Consider the following 17418-nt stretch of genomic DNA (forward strand, 5'->3'; position numbering starts at 1 on the left):
TTGGGAGACACGCCCTAGGAGCAGATCCGCCGCATGGTCGGTCAGCACTCTGTTGTGCTCTTCAGGCATCTTGCGGTTGAAGGATCGAAGGCCTGCCTCGAGGTGGGCGATCGGTAGCTGGAGTTTCACTGCAGCCAAAGCCGCGGCGACCGTGGAGTTGGTGTCCCCGTAGACCAGCGTCCAATCGGGGCTCAGCCGGTGCAACTGCTCGTCCAGCTTGGCGAGCATCGCCCCGGTCTGGGCGCCGTGCGACCCGGACCCCACCCCTAGGTGAATGTCGGGGGCACGGATGCCCAGCTCGGCAAAGAAGACGTCCGAGAGGGCGCGGTCATAGTGCTGGCCGGTGTGGATGATCACGTGCTCGACGTCCGGCGCATGATTCATGGCGTGGTCCACCGGCGCCAGCTTTACGAACTGAGGCCGTGCTCCGACCACACTGACGACCCTCATGTAGCTGTCCTCCTGAATGTCGTCGCCTCTCAGCGAGACGAGCGGGTTCCGGCTGACAGTCACCATATGTCACATTCGACTACTTGCTGTAACGTATGGGACGTCTATCCGGGTGGGCCGTGCGCACGCGCGAGCCGAAGAGAGCTGGAGCGCTGTGAACGTCACTGTCGTTGGTCTTGGCAAGATCGGCTTGCCCCTTGCTGTCCAGTTCGCGCGATCCGGGTTCAAGGTGCTGGGCGCTGACGTGAACCAGGCGACGGTTGCTCAGGTGAGCTCAGGTGTCGAGCCGTTCCCGGGCGAAGATCACCTGGCCACCTACTTGAACGAGGTGGTTGCCGCCGGTCGACTTGAGGCCACCACGGACACCGCGGCTGCGGTGTCCGAGTCGGAGTACGTCGTCGTGGTGGTCCCGCTCTTCGTCGACGACGAGGCCCGGCCCGACCTCGGCTGGATGGACTCGGCTACGGATGACATTGCACGCGGCCTTCGGGCCGCCCGCGGCACGACGGTCATCTACGAGACGACGCTGCCCGTGGGCACCACCCGGAACCGATGGGCCCCGCGCCTCGAGGCGGGATCGGGACTGACCGAGGGCGAGGACTTCCACCTGGTCTTCTCTCCCGAGCGGGTTCTCACCGGTCGAGTCTTCGCCGATCTGCGCAAGTACCCCAAGCTGGTGGGAGGTCTGTCCTCGGAGGGCGCGCGGCGCGCCACCGCGTTCTACGAGAAGGCGCTGCAGTTCGACGCGCGCCCCGACCTGCAGCGCCCTAACGGCGTCTGGGACCTGGGGTCGGCCGAGGCTGCCGAGATGGCCAAGCTGGCGGAGACGACCTACCGCGACGTGAACATCGGTCTGGCTAACCAGTTCGGGCGTTTCGCTGCGTCCCACGGGATCGACGTCTTCCAGGTCATCGAGGCCTGCAACTCCCAGCCCTACAGCCACATCCATCGCCCTGGGATCGCGGTCGGTGGGCATTGCATCCCGGTCTACCCGCGGCTGTACCTGTGGAACGACCCGGACGCCACCGTCGTGCGAGCAGCGCGTGAGGCGAACAAGGCGATGCCGGCTTACGCAGTCGGCCTCGCGGTGGGTGCCATGGGTGGCTCTCTCGCCGGCGCTAAGGTCGCCGTGCTCGGCGCGTCATATCGGGGCGGGGTCAAGGAGACCGCGTTCTCCGGCGTGTTCGACACCGTCGCCGCGTTGCGCGAGGCAGGCGCTGGGGTGGTCGTCCACGACCCGATGTACTCCGCCGAGGAGATCCGTGGATTCGGATGGGAGCCGTACGAGCTGGGCCGGTCGGTCGACGCCGCCGTCCTGCAGGCCGACCACGCGGAGTATCGCGACCTCGAGCTGGCTGACCTGCCCGGTGCCCGGGTGGTCATCGACGGTCGGAACGTCCTCGACCCGACAAGGTTCGAAGGCGTGCGCGTCATCTCCATCGGTCGTCCGGAGCAGGAGGTGGCCCGGTGACCTCGAGGGAGGGTGTCAGGATCGTCGACTCCGCCGATGTGGCCGACTCTGCGGTCATCGGCGCCGGTTCCAGCGTCTGGCACCTGGCCCAGGTGCGGGAGGAGGCCGTCCTCGGGGAGGGGTGCATCGTCGGTCGCGGAGCGTATGTCGGGACGGGCGTGCGAATGGGCCGCCACTGCAAGCTGCAGAACTACGCCCTGGTGTACGAGCCTGCGGTGCTGGAGGACGGAGTCTTCGTCGGACCCGCGGCGGTGTTCACCAACGACCACTACCCCCGATCGGTGACTCCGGACGGCGACCTCAAGCGGGGCGACGACTGGGAGGCCGTGGGCGTCACCTGCCGGGAGGGTTCCTCCATCGGCGCCCGCGCGGTGTGCGTGGCACCCGTGACGATCGGGCGCTGGGCGATGGTCGCTGCGGGGTCCGTCGTCACCAAGGACGTCCCCGACTTCGCGCTGGTCGCCGGCGTCCCCGCCCGCCGCATCCGCTGGGTCGGGAGGGCCGGCGAGTCCCTGGAGCAGACGGGTGACCACGAGTGGACGTGCCCGCGCACCGGAGAGCAATACCTCGAGCACGACGACACCCTCACGGAGGCCAGCTGATGTCCGACTTCATCCCCCCTGCCAAGCCGCTCATCGGTGAGGAGGAGATCGAGGCCGTCACGCGCGTGATGCGCTCCGGGATGGTGGCGCAGGGGCCCGAGGTCAAGGCGTTCGAGGAGGAGTTCTCGGCGCACTTCCACCTCGACCGCGAGTGCGTCGCGGTCAACTCCGGGACCTCCGGCCTACACCTCGGACTCCTGTCCGCGGGAGTGAAGCCCGGCGACGAGGTCATCGTGCCGTCCTTTACCTTCGCCGCGACAGCCAACTCGGTCGCCCTGACCGGGGCCACCCCTGTCTTCGCCGACATCGAGCCGGACACCTTCTGCCTGGACCCCGAGTCGGTGGAGGCATCCATCACCGACCGCACCGTCGCGATCATGCCGGTCCACCTCTACGGCCACCCAGCCTCGATGGACCGCCTGCTCGAGGTGGCAAAGCGGCACGGCCTGAGAGTCTTCGAGGATGCTGCTCAGGCCCACGGCGCGTCGTTGCACGGGACCCCGGTCGGAGCGTTCGGTGACTTCGGGATGTTCAGCCTGTACCCCACGAAGAACATGACCTCCGGCGAGGGCGGCATGATCTCCTGCGCCAGCGACGAGATCGTGCGCCTGGCGCGGCTCTACCGCAACCAAGGCATGGAGAAGCAGTACCACAACGAGGTTGTCGGCTTTAACTGCCGGATGACGGACATCCACGCCGCGATCGGGCGCGTGCAACTCACCAAGGTCGACGATTGGACCCAGACGCGTCAGGAGAACGCCGCCTTTATGTCCGAACACCTGGAGGGTGTCACGCCTCCGCCGGTGCGCGAAGGCGCCGTCCACGTGTACCACCAATACACGATCCGCGTGCCGGAAGGACGGGACCACTTTGCGAAGGCGCTGAAGGACGAGCACCACATCGGATCCGGGATGTTCTACCCCGTTCCCAACCATGAGCTGAAGCCCTTCCAGGTGGACGTCGACCTGCCCGAGACGGCCAAGGCAGCGGCCGTGTGCCTGTCCCTCCCGGTGCACCCGAGTGTCGACCGGGCCGGGCTAGAGCGCATCGTCACCGCGGTCAACACTCTCGCAAAGGCAGGTGCCTGACATGACCGACAAGAAGCCTCGGGTTGAGACCGCAGAGCGTCGTCGGCCGGGCAACCGTGAGGACCGGCTCCGCGCGGGCCTCATCGGACTCGGCATGATGGGTCGGCACCACGCCCGCGTCCTGGGCTCGCTCGACGGCGTCGACCTGGTGGCCGTCGCCGACGAGTCCGGCGACCCGCACGGTGTCGCGGGTGGGCGCTACCTGGTCTCCTCCCTGGACGAGCTCCTCGAGTACGACCTCGACTACTGCGTCGTCGCCGTGCCCACCGTCCTGCACGAGCCCGTGGGTCTCCAGCTTGCTGAGGCCGGCGTCCACGCGCTCATCGAGAAGCCGCTCGCCCACGACGTGACATCCGCGGAGCGTCTGGCGCGGGCGTTCGAGGAGAAGGGCCTGATCGGCGCCGTCGGGCACATCGAGCGCTACAACCCCGCACTGCAGGAAGCTCGCCGCCGCATCGAGGCGGGGGAGCTCGGTCGAGTCTTCCAGGTCGCAACCCGACGCCAGGGCCCTTTCCCGGGCCGCATCGCTGACGTGGGGGTGGTCAAGGACCTCGCCACGCACGACATCGATCTCACGGTCTGGGTCACGCAGCAGGAGTTCGTCAGCATCTCTGCGCGTACGGCCTTCCGCTCCGGGCGCGAGTACGAGGATCTGGTGGCCGCGGTCGGCACCCTGGCTGACGGCACCGTGACGAGCCACCTCGTCAACTGGTTGTCCCCGCTCAAGGAGCGGACGACCGTGATCACCGGCGAGAAGGGCGCGTTCATCTGCGACACACTCACGGCCGACCTGACCTTCCACGCCAACGGCACGACTGCCACGACGTGGGACGAGGTCGCTCGCTTCCGCGGTGTGAGCGAGGGCGACATGATCCGCTACGCGATCTCCAAGCCAGAGCCCCTACGCACCGAGCACGAGAACTTCCGCGATGCCGTCATGGGCAAGGAGGCGGACGTCGTCACGATGCGCCAGGGTCTCGCCACCGTGCGTGTGGCGGAGGCGATGATCTCCGGAGCCCAGGTCGGTACGACCGCAACTACCCAGACGGCGAGCGCGTAATGCGTCCGCGCAACAGGGCCCATGGACGCATCGACATGGCGGGGTGGGCGCAGGCTAGTCTCATCGAACCCGCATCCGAGACGCGAATGTTTGAAGGGGCGGGACCACGTAGTGGCCTCTTTCTCCAGCCCGGAATGCGGACCCCAGAGACCAGTTTGCATTCATGTGTGGGTGCAGATCCCAAGGTGTCAATGTGCGCCAATCCATAATCCGCAGAGGCGGGTCGCGGCTCCCAGCTCCCAGCGGGCATGGCCCCAACGCATGGACGGAGAAGGGGATGGTGGCGAATGCGCGATCGACCGCGAGATCCCGGCTTCCAACGCAAAGGCGAGGACACGGCACTCGGGCGGGCCACACTGTCCCGCTTGCGCAACATCTGGCTCTTGCCGCTGCCCTTGTGCTCCCCACTCTGGCCTACTTGACAATTTGGATATCGCCTCGGCCGGGCGCAGAAGGGCAGTGGCACGCTTACCGCGTCCTGACGCTCATTCTCGCCTCGCTTGGTCTTGTGACCCTCCCCCGCACCTGGTCTCACCTTGGAAACTTTTCACGGCTGGGGGTCGTGCTCTGCTTGTTGGTGGCTGTGCAGGCTTTGGCCTGGGCTCCCTTCTCGAGCCCCGACAGCATGACGAGGGCCCTAGCACACGCCATGGGGGCGCTCGGGGGGTTTGGCCTCATAGTTCTGATACGAGACCAGACCCACCGGCTCCGCTGGCTGATTTATGGTCTTGCAATTGCGGCGGGAGTGGTGGGGGTCATCGCACTTTTCGAGTATGTGACCGGAATCCATTTGCCGCAACGAGCCGATAGAGCCTGGGTATTTGGCAATGCCCTGGGGGCCACCTTTAACAACCCTAACAACTTTGCCGCGCATATATCCCTAATGATAGGGGCGCTCGTCGGCGTAGGTGCTCGCCATCCCTTGGCCCGCGTCCCGGTTGCGGCGATCGTCGGCACGTTGCTGTTAGCGAACGTCATGACATACAGCAGAACGGCCTGGTTTACACTCGCACTCTGTCTAGTAGTTATAGCCGTGGTCACCTCGGCCGGGAGAATTTCCCGAATGATACCAAAGTTGATCCTCTTTGGGACAATTCCTGCTGTTCTATGGCTTGTAATGGGAGGAATGTCGTCCGAGTATTCGCAGAAGGTCCTTAGCGGCAGCGGCCAGAGCAACCTCCTTCGAATTGAGTTGGTCCTGCAGGCGCTTGGGGTCCTGATTGACTCCCTCGGCGTCGGAATTGGGCCAGGACGCATCGAGGAAATGACCCTTCATACGTCCCTGGGGCTGGCGGGGGTGTCGGACGTACATAACTCAATCCTGGAGATGGGAGTTGCGTACGGTCTGATTCCAGCCGTTGTGCTCGTGTACATCATGCTAGGAGGCGCGAAGGCATGTCTCAAGGGAGCTAAGAGGAATAGAATGTTCACGGCCGCAGGGCTTGGTGCCGCTTCTTCCCTGACGCTCGGCGCATTCGTGGCCAGTTCGGTTGTGGGTGAGGCTGCTTGGTGGCTCGCCCTAGGGGCAACGGCACTCGCCGCGGACGCCATTGCGGGCGGCGTGGATGAAAGCTAGTCACACTGCGCGACGACTCGTGCTATGGAGTGTAACGGGAATCGCCGCGCAGGGGCTATCGAGGCTGTCTACGAATGTTCTAATTGGGCGTGTGGCCGGCGTCGAGTCCCTCGGTCACGTGAGTACCATTTCAGCGGCGGCCTTCGGGGCGGCGCTCTTGGGCCCGACGGCGATAGCCGCTGCTCAGACCAAGTTTGTTGCTCACATGGAGGGCCGCGGAGAGATCGATTCCGCTCGGGCCATGGCCCAGACCCTCTCCTCGTGGTCCTTCTTATCAGGGGCCATTCTGAGCGTTGTAGTGGGCCTATGGCTCGGAGTCCCCCTTGGGGTGAGCGACGCGCTCGTCGGCCTGTGCCTGACTTTGGGGGCCTGCGGCTATGCCATGGGCAGAAGCGTTTGCTTCCTCGAGGGGCGGAACGAGGCTGGGGCCCGCTGGGAGGTATTGATGGGTGTTTTTGGCTTGACGGGGGCAGGCATAATGGCATGGCTGGGCGCGGAGGGGGGATTGCTGCTTATTCCTCAGGCCCTCGCCTTGAACGCGTACGCTGCACATTTTAATCGGCCAAAGCGGCGGGTCCGAGCTCTTCCTCGCGAAATCGTAGAATTTGTATTCTTGAGCACCGTGGCAGGGCTAGCGAGTGCTGGTGTCTTTCACCTAACCATCCTTGCAGCCCGACTCGACGGCGATTCCCTAGCCGCGGGTCTTGCTTCCGCGGCGCTAGCCGTCAGTACGCCGTTGTCCTTTATCGCCGGAGCCGTAACGTCAGTCCTCTATCCCCGTTTGGCCCGATCCGTGGGAGCACAAGATATCGCCGCTGGGCTCGCTCTCGCTAGACGGGCGGCCCTAGGGCTTGCATCGGTCCTCTTGCCCCCCGTATTTCTTGCTACATACTTCGCCCCAGACTTTTTGAGCGCAGTTTGGGGTAAACCGTTCACGGCGGCCGCGGAACTGGTGGCACCGATGGCGGCGGGTATCGTGGCCACCGCCGTGGCCGCTCCGGAGGTGGCTATGCTAACGGCCAGCTCGCGTTCAGGGGTGCGCCAGTCCACCGTGGCAAGCATCGGCGGCACAGCCATTGGAATCGTTCTTTGGGTTATGGCTCTGTGGATGCCGGGTAGTCAATTGACTTTGATTTCCTATGGGTACATGGTGTCCATGTCTCTGACAGCGATTGCTTCGACCGTAATTTTGGCACGAAGGATCGCTGCAACTACCTTGTACGCGGCAGGGGCCTGTGCGGTCATTCTGGCTGCTCCCGTCGCAAGGGGTCTGACGCCCTCGGAGTATGAGGCCGCTGTGGGCGTCGCAGCGGGTGGCGCACTCTTAGCGGCGTCGCTCTGGGCCGTGCGAGGGCGTGCTGCTAAAGGATCGACCCTATATTCTCTTGTTCGACGTTAGTCATGAATTGCCTGAGTACGAGCGCGGCGGCCCGACCATCGTGCACTCGTCGTGCGTAAGAGGGGCCGCTTTCGGCGACGTCACGGAATCGCTCTGGGGCTCGAAGGACACGCCTGAGGATCGGTTCGACAGTTGTGGGAGTGGCGTCAATGATGGGAACGTCTAACCCTATGAGATCCCTGGTTCCGAGAACCGAGGATAGGGTGAGCCGTCCAGCGGCCATGGCCTCAACCGATGTCGCTCCGTATGAATCGCATCGGATCTGATCGATGACGATGTCCACGCCCTTTAGAGTCTCGATAAAGTCCTCATGAGGCATTTGCGCGGGCTCTACCGCCTCGATCAATCCCTCACAATGAAGTTGCCTCAGGACCGGGCTGATTACCTCAGTCCCCTTGATTGCCGGCTTGCGCCGCGTGGGAAGGTGCAGAACACGAGGAAGGCGATTACCGGAAAAGATGGGCTCGGCATTTTGGAAAGCGCTGACGTTGACCGTCAATGGAAGCCATGTTGCATCAGGCACATCATGGAGAAGGTCCGGAGTCGATACAAATACCGGAAGGTTGTTCTTCCGAATGATGCGCAAATTTGTGGCGGTCAGTCTCATTGTTTGAGCGAGGTATTTCATGCCCCCCGTTCTCCACCATGAGTGGGGTACTCGTGAGAGGTGCCTTACGGGATTACGCACGTCCGATCCATGACAAGCTAGGGCTAGCCATTTTCCGCACTGTTGGAGTTCGTCGATGTCGCGTTGGAAGTCTCCGGACCATCGCCCTCCGGTGAGGGGAAGAAAGCCATCCAGGCATACATGGGAAGCGGCTTGAACAGCGGACTGAATGGCGGGATCGGTGATCGGTTGCCGCCTGTTTTTAGATCCGGCCATTGGTGAAAGGCGGCGATCTACTGGAAAGGAAAAATTTGAGGTCCTTGAGAATGACCAGGAGGGCACCTGGAGTTCGCGCCTAACTGCGGCAGCCCAGGCGGTGGCCTGGCCTGCATAGTTGGCGGGTCCGATAGCCAGAGCCCGCCGCGCATACCCTCTATGCTGCGCTAGCGGTAGAGGGCAACCGTCAGCTGGTTCGGTTGTTGGGGTGGCGTCACTGGAGCTCACGAGCCTCTCCTCTCGCTGAAAGCAAGCAGGTGCTGTTCGAGGGCGTCAAGCTGTGACTCCCAGGAATAGTGGTCTATGAACGCCTGCCTTCCGCGGCTTCCCATGGCGGCAGTTTCGTCGGGATGGGTTGCGATCTGCATAAGTTTGGCGGCAACGTCGTGAGGGTTTTCGAAGTCTGCGGTTAGGCCACATCTGTAGCTTTCAATGATTTGAACGATTTCGGGTGAATAGCTCGGCGCGATTACGGCGATACCCGAGGCCATGTATTCGAACAACCGGTTCGGCAGGCTCGCCTCTCCCAGTACGCGACCATAAGATATGAGACCAGCCGAGCAGGATCCGAGCACCTCGGGCATCCTGTCGTGCGGCAAGCCAGCCATCAGTTTCACGTGACTGGCCAGATATGGGCTTCGTAGACTCTGCTCGAGTTCATAGTCGAAAGGTTGGTCCGTCGGTGATGGCCGTGTGATGAACACCACTCGTGGCCCTTGGTCGTCGGGGAGTTGGCGTAATGCTTCTAGGACGACGTGGGTTCCGTTTGTTGACACGGCTTTTCCGTGCATGACACGTGCCTGCGCCGCTGTGGGATTCGGCTGGTGCTGCCTCTCGGCAAAGGACCGGGGCGCAGTGTTGAGGACGGCGAAGCTGCCACCTCCCGGAGGGCAATACATGTTCACAATTGTTCGACTAACGCCCACTGTGACATCAGACGTGCGGGCAGTCCAGGTGATAACCGCCCTGACGGCTACACCCATAATTGCAGCTAAGCGGGGTCTCTTTATGCGGCGCCGCAGCAGGCCGTTGTGAAAATCCTCATGTATGTCGAATAGGGTGTGGGTCCGTGTTATGCGGGCGATCGCGAGGGCAACTATAGCTGCGTCCGGGTCTGGGGAGTAGATCCAGTCTGCATCGTCGATACGGTAGGCTGCTCGCGCGCTTCTTGCGAGGGCGAGCAAACGCCCCTTCCAGCCTTGGCCTCGTTTGGTCAGAATCCATGAGATGCGGGGGTCGTGCGAGTCGTCGAAGAAGTAGTGATCCGGTCCACACCACACGACCTGGTGGCCGAGGTCGGCGAGTCCTCTGGCCACCTTAGTCATCACGCGTACATCGTCGGTCGGATGTGCGGAGGTTAAGATGATGATCTTCATTTGACTCCCTTCAGAGTCTTCGCTCTAGCTGCGGCGCAGCGAAATCAGGACGCGCGAGGGGGCCAGCCAGCATCTGGATGTGTGCAAGGGCCGCGTCTGGGGTGCTGAAGCGGCCACGCATTCGACGAGCCGGGGTGCCGCCCCACACCTCCATCGGCGGGACGTCGCGGGTGACCACGGCCACTACCGCCCCGTCACAGACGGTGATGCCGCGGCGGAGGATGGCGCCGTACCCGATCCAGACGTCGCGACCGACGGTGGTCTCCTGCTGCTCCGGTCGTCCAGAGAAGTGCATGGGGATCCCGGGGGAGTCGATCACGTGGTCGTCCCCCACGATGGCCACCCGGGGCGCCGGAAGCGTGTAGCGACCTATGCGGGTGCGTGGTCCTACCCAGCACTCGTTCCCCATGAAGACGTATTCCTCGGTGACCAGATCTCGCGACACGTGGCACGAGGGATGGACGTAGGTGGTGGGGTGGACGTGCCTCAACCCTTTGACGGCCCGGATGGCCTGATTCCGGGCCGTGCGCAGTGACGAGTAGAGCCTGCTGGACCGAGAGATGGCCATGTCAGCCTCGCAGCCCTGCCCAGGAGTGGTGGCGCCGGGCCGTGGACATGATGAATCGGACGGCACGGTCTGAGGTGTCCCTGACTTCGTAGTCCTGCGGAAGCCGGCTGCCCCTCGTGTTCGGCCGCTCCATGACGTCTTTCACCGCGGCCTCGACGTCGTCCGGGTCGAGACCGGTCATCATGATGCCAGCGGTGTCGAGCGCCTCGGGGCGCTCGATCGAGTCCCGCAGGGTGACGGCGGGGAAGCCGAGCATCGTGGACTCCTCTGCGATGGTCCCTGAGTCCGACAGCACGCACGCCGCGCCCAGCTGCAGCTTGTTGTAGTCGTGAAAGCCGAGCGGCTCGCTGAAGGTGATGCCCTCCGGGGCAGCCCAGTCGGGGAGCGCTTCCAGTCGCTTGCGGGTCCGGGGATGGGTGCTCACGAAGACCGGCAGGTCGAAGGTCTCCCGGACTCTGGTCAGGCAGCCCAGCAGCTGCTGCAGACGCGCCGGCGAGTCGACGTTCTCCTCCCGGTGAGCTGACACGAGGAAGTAGCCACGGTGCTCGAGCGAGAGGCGGTCCAGCACGTCGGACGCCTCGATCTGAGGCCGGTAGTGGTCTATGACCTCGCGCATGGGCGAACCGGTGAGCAGGATGCGGCGAGGGTGGAGGTTCTCCGCGAGCAGGTTGCGGCGGGCGTGCTCGGTGTAGACGAGGTTGAAGTCCGCGACGTGGTCGACCAGCCGTCGGTTGGTCTCCTCCGGCACGTTGTCGTCGTAGCAGCGGTTGCCGGCTTCCATGTGATAGACGGGGATTCGCAGCCGCTTGGCCATCACTGCGGCGATGCACGAGTTGGTGTCACCGAGGACGAGGAGGGCGTCCGGCTGCTCGGCCTGCAGGACCTCTTCGGTCTTGATCAGGGTCTCCCCGAGCACCCGTCCGAGCGACGACGTGTCGACGCCCAGCATGTGGTCGGGCTGGCGGATGCCGAGGTCGTCGAAGAACACCTGGTTGAGGGTGTAGTCGTAGTTCTGACCCGTGTGCGCCAGGACGTGGTCGACGGTCTCGTCGAGCCTGGCCAGCACCCGGGACAGCCGGATCAGCTCGGGGCGGGTGCCCACGACGGTGAGCACCTTGAGCGTGCGACTCATGACAGCTCCTTCTCGTAACGGTTCATGGCTCGCCCCTCGGGGGTGGTGAAGCCCTCTGCCAGCCCCCACCCGGCGCGGGCGTAGAAGGCGTTGGTGGCGTCGTTGTCCACGGCATCGGTCGTGAGGAAGGCGCGGCGGGCTCCGCGCGACCGAGCGGTCTCGCACCACGCCGAGACCAGGCGCTGCCCGAGGCCCTGGCCCTGCTGCGCGGGGTCCACGCAGATGGAGGACAGGAGGGCGCCCGCGACAGCTCCACCGGCACCGCCGCGGTAGCCGATGCCCCGGACCAGGCGGGGGATCCTCCGGGGGTCGGCCACGGCGGCACCCGCGCTGGCGAGCGCGAACCCGACGAGCCGTCGACGCAGCAGGCGAGCGAAGAAGCCCGCGGGTGCGGTTGTGCCCACCACCCCGCCGACGACGTCCCCGCGGTCGTCTCGCGCGACGGCGGTCACGCTGGTCGGGTCGGTGAGGAACCCGCGGTAGAACTCCTTGAGGAAGGCCGGCCCCAGCTCGCTGAGGAAGAAGGAGGGGAAGGCCCGCCGGTGCAGCGCGACGAGCTGCGGCACGTCGGCAGGGTGGAGCGGGGCGATCGTGACCGTCATGAGCACGTCACGTCCTGTCGGACCGGCTCCCAGAAGGTGTCCGCAGCGGCGGGGTCGAAGAGGGTGTGGGTCCAGAACTGCGTGAGCAGCTCGGTGTCGCCGATGTTGGTGATGTTGTGGACCCACATCGTCGGCATGTCGATGGCGACCGGCTCGGTGCCGTCGACCACGAAGTCGATCACGTCCTCGTGGAACACGCGTCGCAGAGAGATGCGGGCACGCCCGCCGAGCACCACGAAGCGCTCGATCTTGCCCAGGTGGTAGTGGTCGCCCCGGGTGATCCCGCAGCGGGTCGTCGACACGAAGGTCTGCCCCTGCCCCCCGTGGCTGCGGACGGTCTCGACGAGGCGTCCTCGGTCGTCGGAGTGGGGCGTGAGCCCGATGGGGTAGCCCTGGGGGAAGAGCGCCGCGCGCAGCGTGTTGAACAGGTCGACGTGGAAGTCGCTCGGCAGGGCGGGGATGTCGCCCGTCCGGTAGGTCTCGCGGAAGCTCGTGAGCAGGTCGAGCACCTCACGCACCGAGGTGGGGTGCGCCTCGGGGCGCACCAGGTCGTCGCCGCCATCCAGGGCGTCGATCATGGCCTGCGCCGCACCCTGAGCGCGCAGGAGGCCAATCTCCTTGTCCTGCACTGTGGTCGGAGCCTCGTCGCGCGCGACCGCGTCGGCGAACGTGGCGACGAAGGAGTTGTAGCCCGGGCGCCCGTGCTCGCCGAAGAGGTTGGGCAGCCGCACGTCGACGACGTCCGCGCCGCTCGCCCGGAGGGCGTCGGTCGCCTTCGCCTTGCCCCGGCCGTATGCCGAGTCGGCGCCCGCGTGCACCGTGTTGGCGTAGACCACGCGCAAGATCGAGCCGGCGCTGCGGACGGCCTCCGCGACGGCCTCGGCCAGCGCGACGTTGCCGCGTTCCACCTCGTCGTCGGAAGCGCGGTTGACCCCGGCCACGTGCAGCACCGCGTCGCAGCCCCGGGCCAGCTCCGGCATACGGCTGAAGGACTCGCGATCCACGGCGACGACCTCGTGGTCGGTGTGGGCAGCGAGGCGCACCCGGGTGTGCCACCCGAGGAAGCCGCCCGCGCCGGTGAGGAGGACCTTCACAGCGCGCGCTCCATCAGGGCCTGGATCTCGGGGAGCTGGCGCAGCAGGTCCTTGGTGCCCTCGACGTCCAGGCGGGTCGTGTTGGCGGAGTTGTAGGCCTCCAGCTGGGTGGGCTTGGCCTCGCCCTCCTCGACGTACTTCTCGTACTGCAGCGAGCGTGCGTCGAGCGGGACGCGGAAGTAGTCGCCCTCGTCGGAGGAGCGCAGCACCTCCTCCCAGGACAGGAGGGTCTCGTGGAGCTTCTCGCCGTGGCGGGTGCCGATCACGTCGACGGTGGGGGAGTCGTCCCCGGCGATGGACGCCACGGCGCGGGCCAGGACGTCGACGGTGCTCGCCGGCGCCTTGCGGACGAAGAGGTCACCGGGCTCGGCGTGCTCGAAGGCATGCAGGACGAGGTCCACCGAGTCCGCCAGCGACATGAGGAAGCGCGTCATCTCGGGGTCGGTGATGGTGAGGGGCCTGCCTGCGCGCAGCTGCTCGAGGAAGAGGGGGATGACTGAGCCGCGGGAGTACATGACGTTGCCGTAGCGGGTCACCGCGACGGTCGTCCTGCTCGTGGGGTTGTTGCGGGCGTAGGCCTGAGCCGTCTTCTCCATCAACGCCTTCGACATCCCCATGGCGTTGACGGGGTAGACCGCCTTGTCGGTGCTCAGGCACACCACGGTGCTGACGCCGGCCGCGGCGGACGCCTCGATGACGTTGTGGCTGCCCTCGACGTTCGTCTTCACCGCCTGCTGGGGAAAGAACTCGCACGACGGGACCTGCTTGAGGGCCGCGGCGTGGAAGACGAACTCCGCGCCCCGGACCGCCGAGGCGACGCTGTCGATGTCGCGAACGTCGCCGAGGTAGAACTTCAGGCGGTCGTCGCCGAAGTCCTTGCGCATCTGGTCCTGCTTGGCCTCGTCACGGCTGAGGATGTGGACCTGGCCGACGCCCTGGCTGAGCAGGTGTCGGGCCATGGTCTTGCCGAAGGAGCCGGTGCCGCCAGTGATCGTGACGGTGGCGGCGGACAGGGACATCCCGGGCATCAGGTGGTTCCTCTCATGGCCTCGACAAGAAGCCGTTCGACGTGGTCCACCCCTCGGTCGAGGGAGAACTCCGTGGTGTAGTAGCGGCGAGCCGTGAGCGCGCGCCGGCGGCGCTCGGCCTCGGTGAGCCGGGCCAGGCGGTCCAGGGCGTCGGCGATGGCCTCGGGGCGGTCGCCGGGGACGGCCCAGCCGCCCGACGCCTCGACCACGCCGGCGACGTCCCCCGCCGCGGCCGCGATCACCGGGACGCCTGCGGCCAGCGATGCCTGGCACTTGCTGGGCATGGTGACGCGGGAGTGCGGGTGGTCGCGCAGGCTGAGGTAGGTCGCGTCCGCCGTGGCCATGAGGTCCGTCATCGACGACTGCGGGACCCGGCCGATGAACCTCACGTTGCGCAGGTCCGCCTCGCGGGCCTGCCGACGCAGCTGCTCCTCGTGGGTGCCCGACCCGGCCAGCACGCAGACCACCCGGGGGTCTCGGACCAGCGCGCAGGCCTCGATCAGGGTCTCGAGGCCCTGCGCCCCGCCCATGGCCCCGGCGTAGAGCAGGACCACCTGGTCCTCGCTCAGCCCCAGCTCCGCGCGCATCGAGCGGCCACCAGGACGAAACACCGTCTCGTCGGCCCACATCGGCACGTAGTGCAGCCGGTCGGCCGGCACCCCGCGGGTCTGCAGGATGCGACCCACGCCGGGCGAGATGTAGGCGACCGCAGCAGACGCGGCATACATGCCCCGGCACCACAGGTCCAGGGCGCGTGTCACCCCGGACCCGATGACGCCGCCACCGTGCCCCGAGGCGGTGACCGTGTCCGGCCAGAGGTCCAGCACGTGCGTGACCAGCGGGACGCCATGGAGGTGGCGGGCGGCCCACATGGTGGGTGCCACGGTCACGGGGGAGTAGTTGACCCACAGGGCGTCGAGCCCCCGCAGCGTCGAGAGGCCGTTGACCAGGGACGAGGCGCCGAAGGAGGCGTAGTTCAGCAGGCGTCGGGCGCTCGAGCCGTCGTGGCTGGGGTAGAGCGCCACCCGTCGAACCTGGACGCCGTCCACCAGATGGTCCTCGCAACGGCGGACCTCGTAACCCTCCGTCACGCGCCCCGTGGGGTAGTTGGGGTATCCCGTCAGGACCTGGACGTCGTGGCCGCGACCGGCCAGGCCACGAGCGAGCGCGGAAGGGAGGGCGGCTGGCCCGGGCTCAGGTTCGTACCACTGCGTGAGCAGACCAATCCGCACCGATACCTCCTCCAGCCGATCGTCTGAGATGACAGCACAGAGTGTAATGTATCGGTGACTTTCCGTGGCGACTTGACCGTTAAGGAGTGAATGTGGCACCTGCGCCATTCATCCCCTTCGCCCTCCCCGACATCGGTGAGGCCGAGGTGCAGGCCGCGGCGGAGGCGATGCGATCCGGGTGGCTGACCACCGGGCCCAACGCAGCGGCCTTCGAGCGGGAGTTCGCGGAGTTCCTCGGTGGGGGGCGGGAGGCCATCGCCGTCAACTCCGCCACCGCGGGGCTGCACCTGGCCCTCGAGGCGCTCGCCGTGGGGCCCGGCGACGAGGTGCTGGTGCCCGACTGGACCTTCACGTCGACCGCTGAGGTGGTGAGGTATCTCGGGGCCCAGCCCGTGCTGGTCGACGTCGACCCCCTGACGCTGAACCTCGACGTCGAGCGCGCCCGGGCCGCCGTCACAGGTCGCACCAAGGCGGTGCTGCCCGTGCACATGGCCGGGCTCCCGGTCGACCGCCGTGCCCTGCGCGACTTCGCGGACGAGCACGGGCTGAAGGTGGTGGAGGACGCCGCCCACGCCTTCCCCGTCAGGTCCGGGGGCGACCTCGTCGGGCAGAGCGACAGCGACGCCGTGGTCTTCAGCTTCTACGCCACCAAGACCATCACCACCGGGGAGGGGGGCATGGTCGTCACCGCCGACCCCGAGATGGCCCGCCGGATCCGGACGATGCGGCTGCACGGCATCAGCCGCGACGTCTTCGACCGTTACCGCAGCACCAAGCCCTCCTGGCACTACGAGGTCGTGGCGCCGGGATTCAAGTACAACCTCCCCGACCCGGCCGCCGCCATGGGGCGGGTCCAGCTGAGCCGGGCGACCCAGATGCGGGACGCCCGCGCTGCGATCGCCGCACGCTACGACGCCGCGCTGGCCGACACCGGTCTTGGCCTGCCGGCGCGGGCCACCGAGCCGGACGGGCACGCCTGGCACCTCTACATCGTCCGGGTGCCGGGAGGCGGGGCTGCTCGCGACGCCTTCATCGGTCGGATGGCGGACGCGGGCGTCGGCTGCAGCGTCCACTTCATCCCCCTGCACCGCCACCCCTACTGGCGGGAGCAGTGCTCCGCCCGTCCGGAGGACTTCCCGGTGGCCGAGGACCAGTTCGGCCGCGTCGTGAGCCTCCCGGCCTTCTCGTCCATGACCGACGACCAGGTCGACCGCGTGATCGCAGCGGTGCGCTCGTGCCTGTGACGGTGCCCGACGCCAAGCGGCTGCTCGACATCGCGGTCGCCGGTGCGGGGCTGGTGCTCACCGCCCCCGTCGCGCTCGCCGTCGCGGTGGCGGTCCGGCGCGAGGACGGCGGCCCGGTGCTCTTCACGCAGGAGCGTGTGGGCGCCGGGGGGCGGCACTTCCGCATCCACAAGTTCCGCACCATGCGGGCGGCCGGGGGTGGCCCAGCCGTGAGCGGGAGCGACGACGTGCGCGTGACGCGCGTCGGGCGGCTGCTGCGGCGCACCAAGCTCGACGAGCTACCGCAGCTGTATGACGTGCTGCGCGGCGAGATGAGCCTGGTGGGGCCGCGGCCCGAGGTGCCGGAGTTCGTCGCGCTGTGGCCCGCCGAGCTCGCGCCCGTCATCCTCTCGGTGCGCCCCGGGATCACGGATCCGGCGAGCGTCGCCTACCGGCACGAGGCGGACGAGCTGGCGGCAGCACCTGATGCCTACCGCCACTACGTCGACGTCATCCTCCCTCGCAAGGCACGGATGTATGCCGACTACGTCCGGGGCCGCTCCCTCTCCGGCGACATGCGCGTCGTGGGCCAGACGGTGCGAGCGGTTCTGCTCGACTAGGGCGTGTCTCCCAA

15 protein-coding genes are annotated in these 17418 nt (G+C 66.5%); 7 read left to right on the plus strand and 8 right to left on the minus strand.

Features of this window, described 5'->3' with window-relative positions:
• A partial coding sequence (locus B4E97_RS09005; protein ID WP_286959611.1) for a UDP-N-acetyl glucosamine 2-epimerase occupies positions 1-450 on the minus strand: 450 nt, incomplete at its 3' end.
• Positions 451-604: 154 nt separating this feature from the next.
• Here B4E97_RS09005 and B4E97_RS09010 point away from each other — a divergent pair.
• From B4E97_RS09010 to B4E97_RS09030, 5 genes are all read left to right on the plus strand, one after another.
• On the plus strand, positions 605-1921 hold the full coding sequence (locus tag B4E97_RS09010; protein ID WP_286959595.1) for a nucleotide sugar dehydrogenase: 1317 nt from the start codon (positions 605-607) through the stop codon (positions 1919-1921).
• Positions 1918-2523 carry an acyltransferase gene (locus B4E97_RS09015; protein WP_286959596.1) on the plus strand — a complete coding sequence of 202 codons (606 nt, stop codon included), beginning with the start codon at positions 1918-1920 and terminating at the stop codon, positions 2521-2523. The genes B4E97_RS09010 and B4E97_RS09015 overlap by 4 nt, the downstream gene beginning before the upstream one ends.
• Positions 2523-3611, plus strand: a complete 1089-nt coding sequence (locus B4E97_RS09020) for a DegT/DnrJ/EryC1/StrS family aminotransferase (protein ID WP_286959597.1) — start codon at positions 2523-2525, stop codon at positions 3609-3611. The genes B4E97_RS09015 and B4E97_RS09020 overlap by 1 nt, the downstream gene beginning before the upstream one ends.
• A gap of 1 nt (position 3612) precedes the next feature.
• Complete coding sequence (locus B4E97_RS09025) at positions 3613-4671, plus strand: Gfo/Idh/MocA family protein (protein ID WP_286959598.1); 1059 nt, start codon at positions 3613-3615, stop codon at positions 4669-4671.
• A 625-nt stretch (positions 4672-5296) separates the two neighbouring features.
• Entirely contained in the window at positions 5297-6247 is a 951-nt protein-coding gene (locus B4E97_RS09030) for an O-antigen ligase family protein (RefSeq protein WP_286959599.1), read from the plus strand.
• A 2506-nt stretch (positions 6248-8753) separates the two neighbouring features.
• On the opposite strand, the gene B4E97_RS09035 is transcribed toward B4E97_RS09030, so the two are convergent.
• The 7 genes from B4E97_RS09035 to B4E97_RS09065 all read right to left on the minus strand — a co-directional run bounded on the left by B4E97_RS09035 (position 8754) and on the right by B4E97_RS09065 (position 15561).
• A complete protein-coding gene (locus B4E97_RS09035; RefSeq protein ID WP_286959600.1) occupies positions 8754-9905 on the minus strand; it encodes a glycosyltransferase family protein in 1152 nt (383 codons plus the stop codon).
• 10 nt (positions 9906-9915) lie between these two features.
• Entirely contained in the window at positions 9916-10224 is a 309-nt protein-coding gene (locus tag B4E97_RS09040) for a hypothetical protein (protein WP_286959602.1), read from the minus strand.
• 250 nt (positions 10225-10474) lie between these two features.
• Positions 10475-11605, minus strand: a complete 1131-nt coding sequence (wecB, locus tag B4E97_RS09045) for a non-hydrolyzing UDP-N-acetylglucosamine 2-epimerase (RefSeq protein WP_286959603.1) — start codon at positions 11603-11605, stop codon at positions 10475-10477.
• Positions 11602-12207, minus strand: a complete 606-nt coding sequence (locus B4E97_RS09050) for a GNAT family N-acetyltransferase (RefSeq protein ID WP_286959605.1) — start codon at positions 12205-12207, stop codon at positions 11602-11604. Before B4E97_RS09050 ends, wecB begins: the two co-directional genes overlap by 4 nt.
• Positions 12204-13301 carry an NAD-dependent epimerase/dehydratase family protein gene (locus B4E97_RS09055; protein WP_286959607.1) on the minus strand — a complete coding sequence of 366 codons (1098 nt, stop codon included), beginning with the start codon at positions 13299-13301 and terminating at the stop codon, positions 12204-12206. The genes B4E97_RS09050 and B4E97_RS09055 overlap by 4 nt, the downstream gene beginning before the upstream one ends.
• Positions 13298-14329 carry a polysaccharide biosynthesis protein gene (locus B4E97_RS09060; RefSeq protein WP_286959608.1) on the minus strand — a complete coding sequence of 344 codons (1032 nt, stop codon included), beginning with the start codon at positions 14327-14329 and terminating at the stop codon, positions 13298-13300. The genes B4E97_RS09055 and B4E97_RS09060 overlap by 4 nt, the downstream gene beginning before the upstream one ends.
• Complete coding sequence (locus tag B4E97_RS09065; protein WP_286959609.1) at positions 14329-15561, minus strand: glycosyltransferase family 4 protein; 1233 nt, start codon at positions 15559-15561, stop codon at positions 14329-14331. Before B4E97_RS09065 ends, B4E97_RS09060 begins: the two co-directional genes overlap by 1 nt.
• Positions 15562-15653: 92 nt before the next feature.
• Here B4E97_RS09065 and B4E97_RS09070 point away from each other — a divergent pair, with 92 nt between their 5' ends.
• Together B4E97_RS09070 and B4E97_RS09075 are read left to right on the plus strand one after the other, a co-directional pair.
• Complete coding sequence (locus tag B4E97_RS09070; protein ID WP_286959610.1) at positions 15654-16805, plus strand: DegT/DnrJ/EryC1/StrS family aminotransferase; 1152 nt, start codon at positions 15654-15656, stop codon at positions 16803-16805.
• The gene (locus B4E97_RS09075; protein WP_286957797.1) at positions 16802-17404 is read left to right on the plus strand and encodes a sugar transferase; all 603 of its coding nucleotides are present in this window, start codon (positions 16802-16804) and stop codon (positions 17402-17404) included. Before B4E97_RS09070 ends, B4E97_RS09075 begins: the two co-directional genes overlap by 4 nt.
• Positions 17405-17418 lie beyond the last annotated feature (14 nt).

Origin of the sequence: Arsenicicoccus sp. UBA7492 (assembly GCF_002479615.1) — a bacterium.
GTDB lineage: Bacteria > Actinomycetota > Actinomycetes > Actinomycetales > Dermatophilaceae > Arsenicicoccus > Arsenicicoccus bolidensis.

Excerpts from the sequence above, each read along its gene's own strand:
- B4E97_RS09020 (WP_286959597.1), top strand. The coding sequence starts at position 2,523 with ATGTCCGACTTCATCCCCCCTGCCAAGCCGCTCATCGGTGAGGAGGAG.
- B4E97_RS09025 (WP_286959598.1), top strand. The coding sequence starts at position 3,613 with ATGACCGACAAGAAGCCTCGGGTTGAGACCGCAGAGCGTCGTCGGCCG.
- B4E97_RS09030 (WP_286959599.1), top strand. The coding sequence starts at position 5,297 with ATGACGAGGGCCCTAGCACACGCCATGGGGGCGCTCGGGGGGTTTGGC.
- B4E97_RS09035 (WP_286959600.1), bottom strand. The coding sequence starts at position 9,905 with ATGAAGATCATCATCTTAACCTCCGCACATCCGACCGACGATGTACGC.
- wecB (WP_286959603.1), bottom strand. The coding sequence starts at position 11,605 with ATGAGTCGCACGCTCAAGGTGCTCACCGTCGTGGGCACCCGCCCCGAG.
- B4E97_RS09050 (WP_286959605.1), bottom strand. The coding sequence starts at position 12,207 with ATGACGGTCACGATCGCCCCGCTCCACCCTGCCGACGTGCCGCAGCTC.
- B4E97_RS09060 (WP_286959608.1), bottom strand. The coding sequence starts at position 14,329 with ATGCCCGGGATGTCCCTGTCCGCCGCCACCGTCACGATCACTGGCGGC.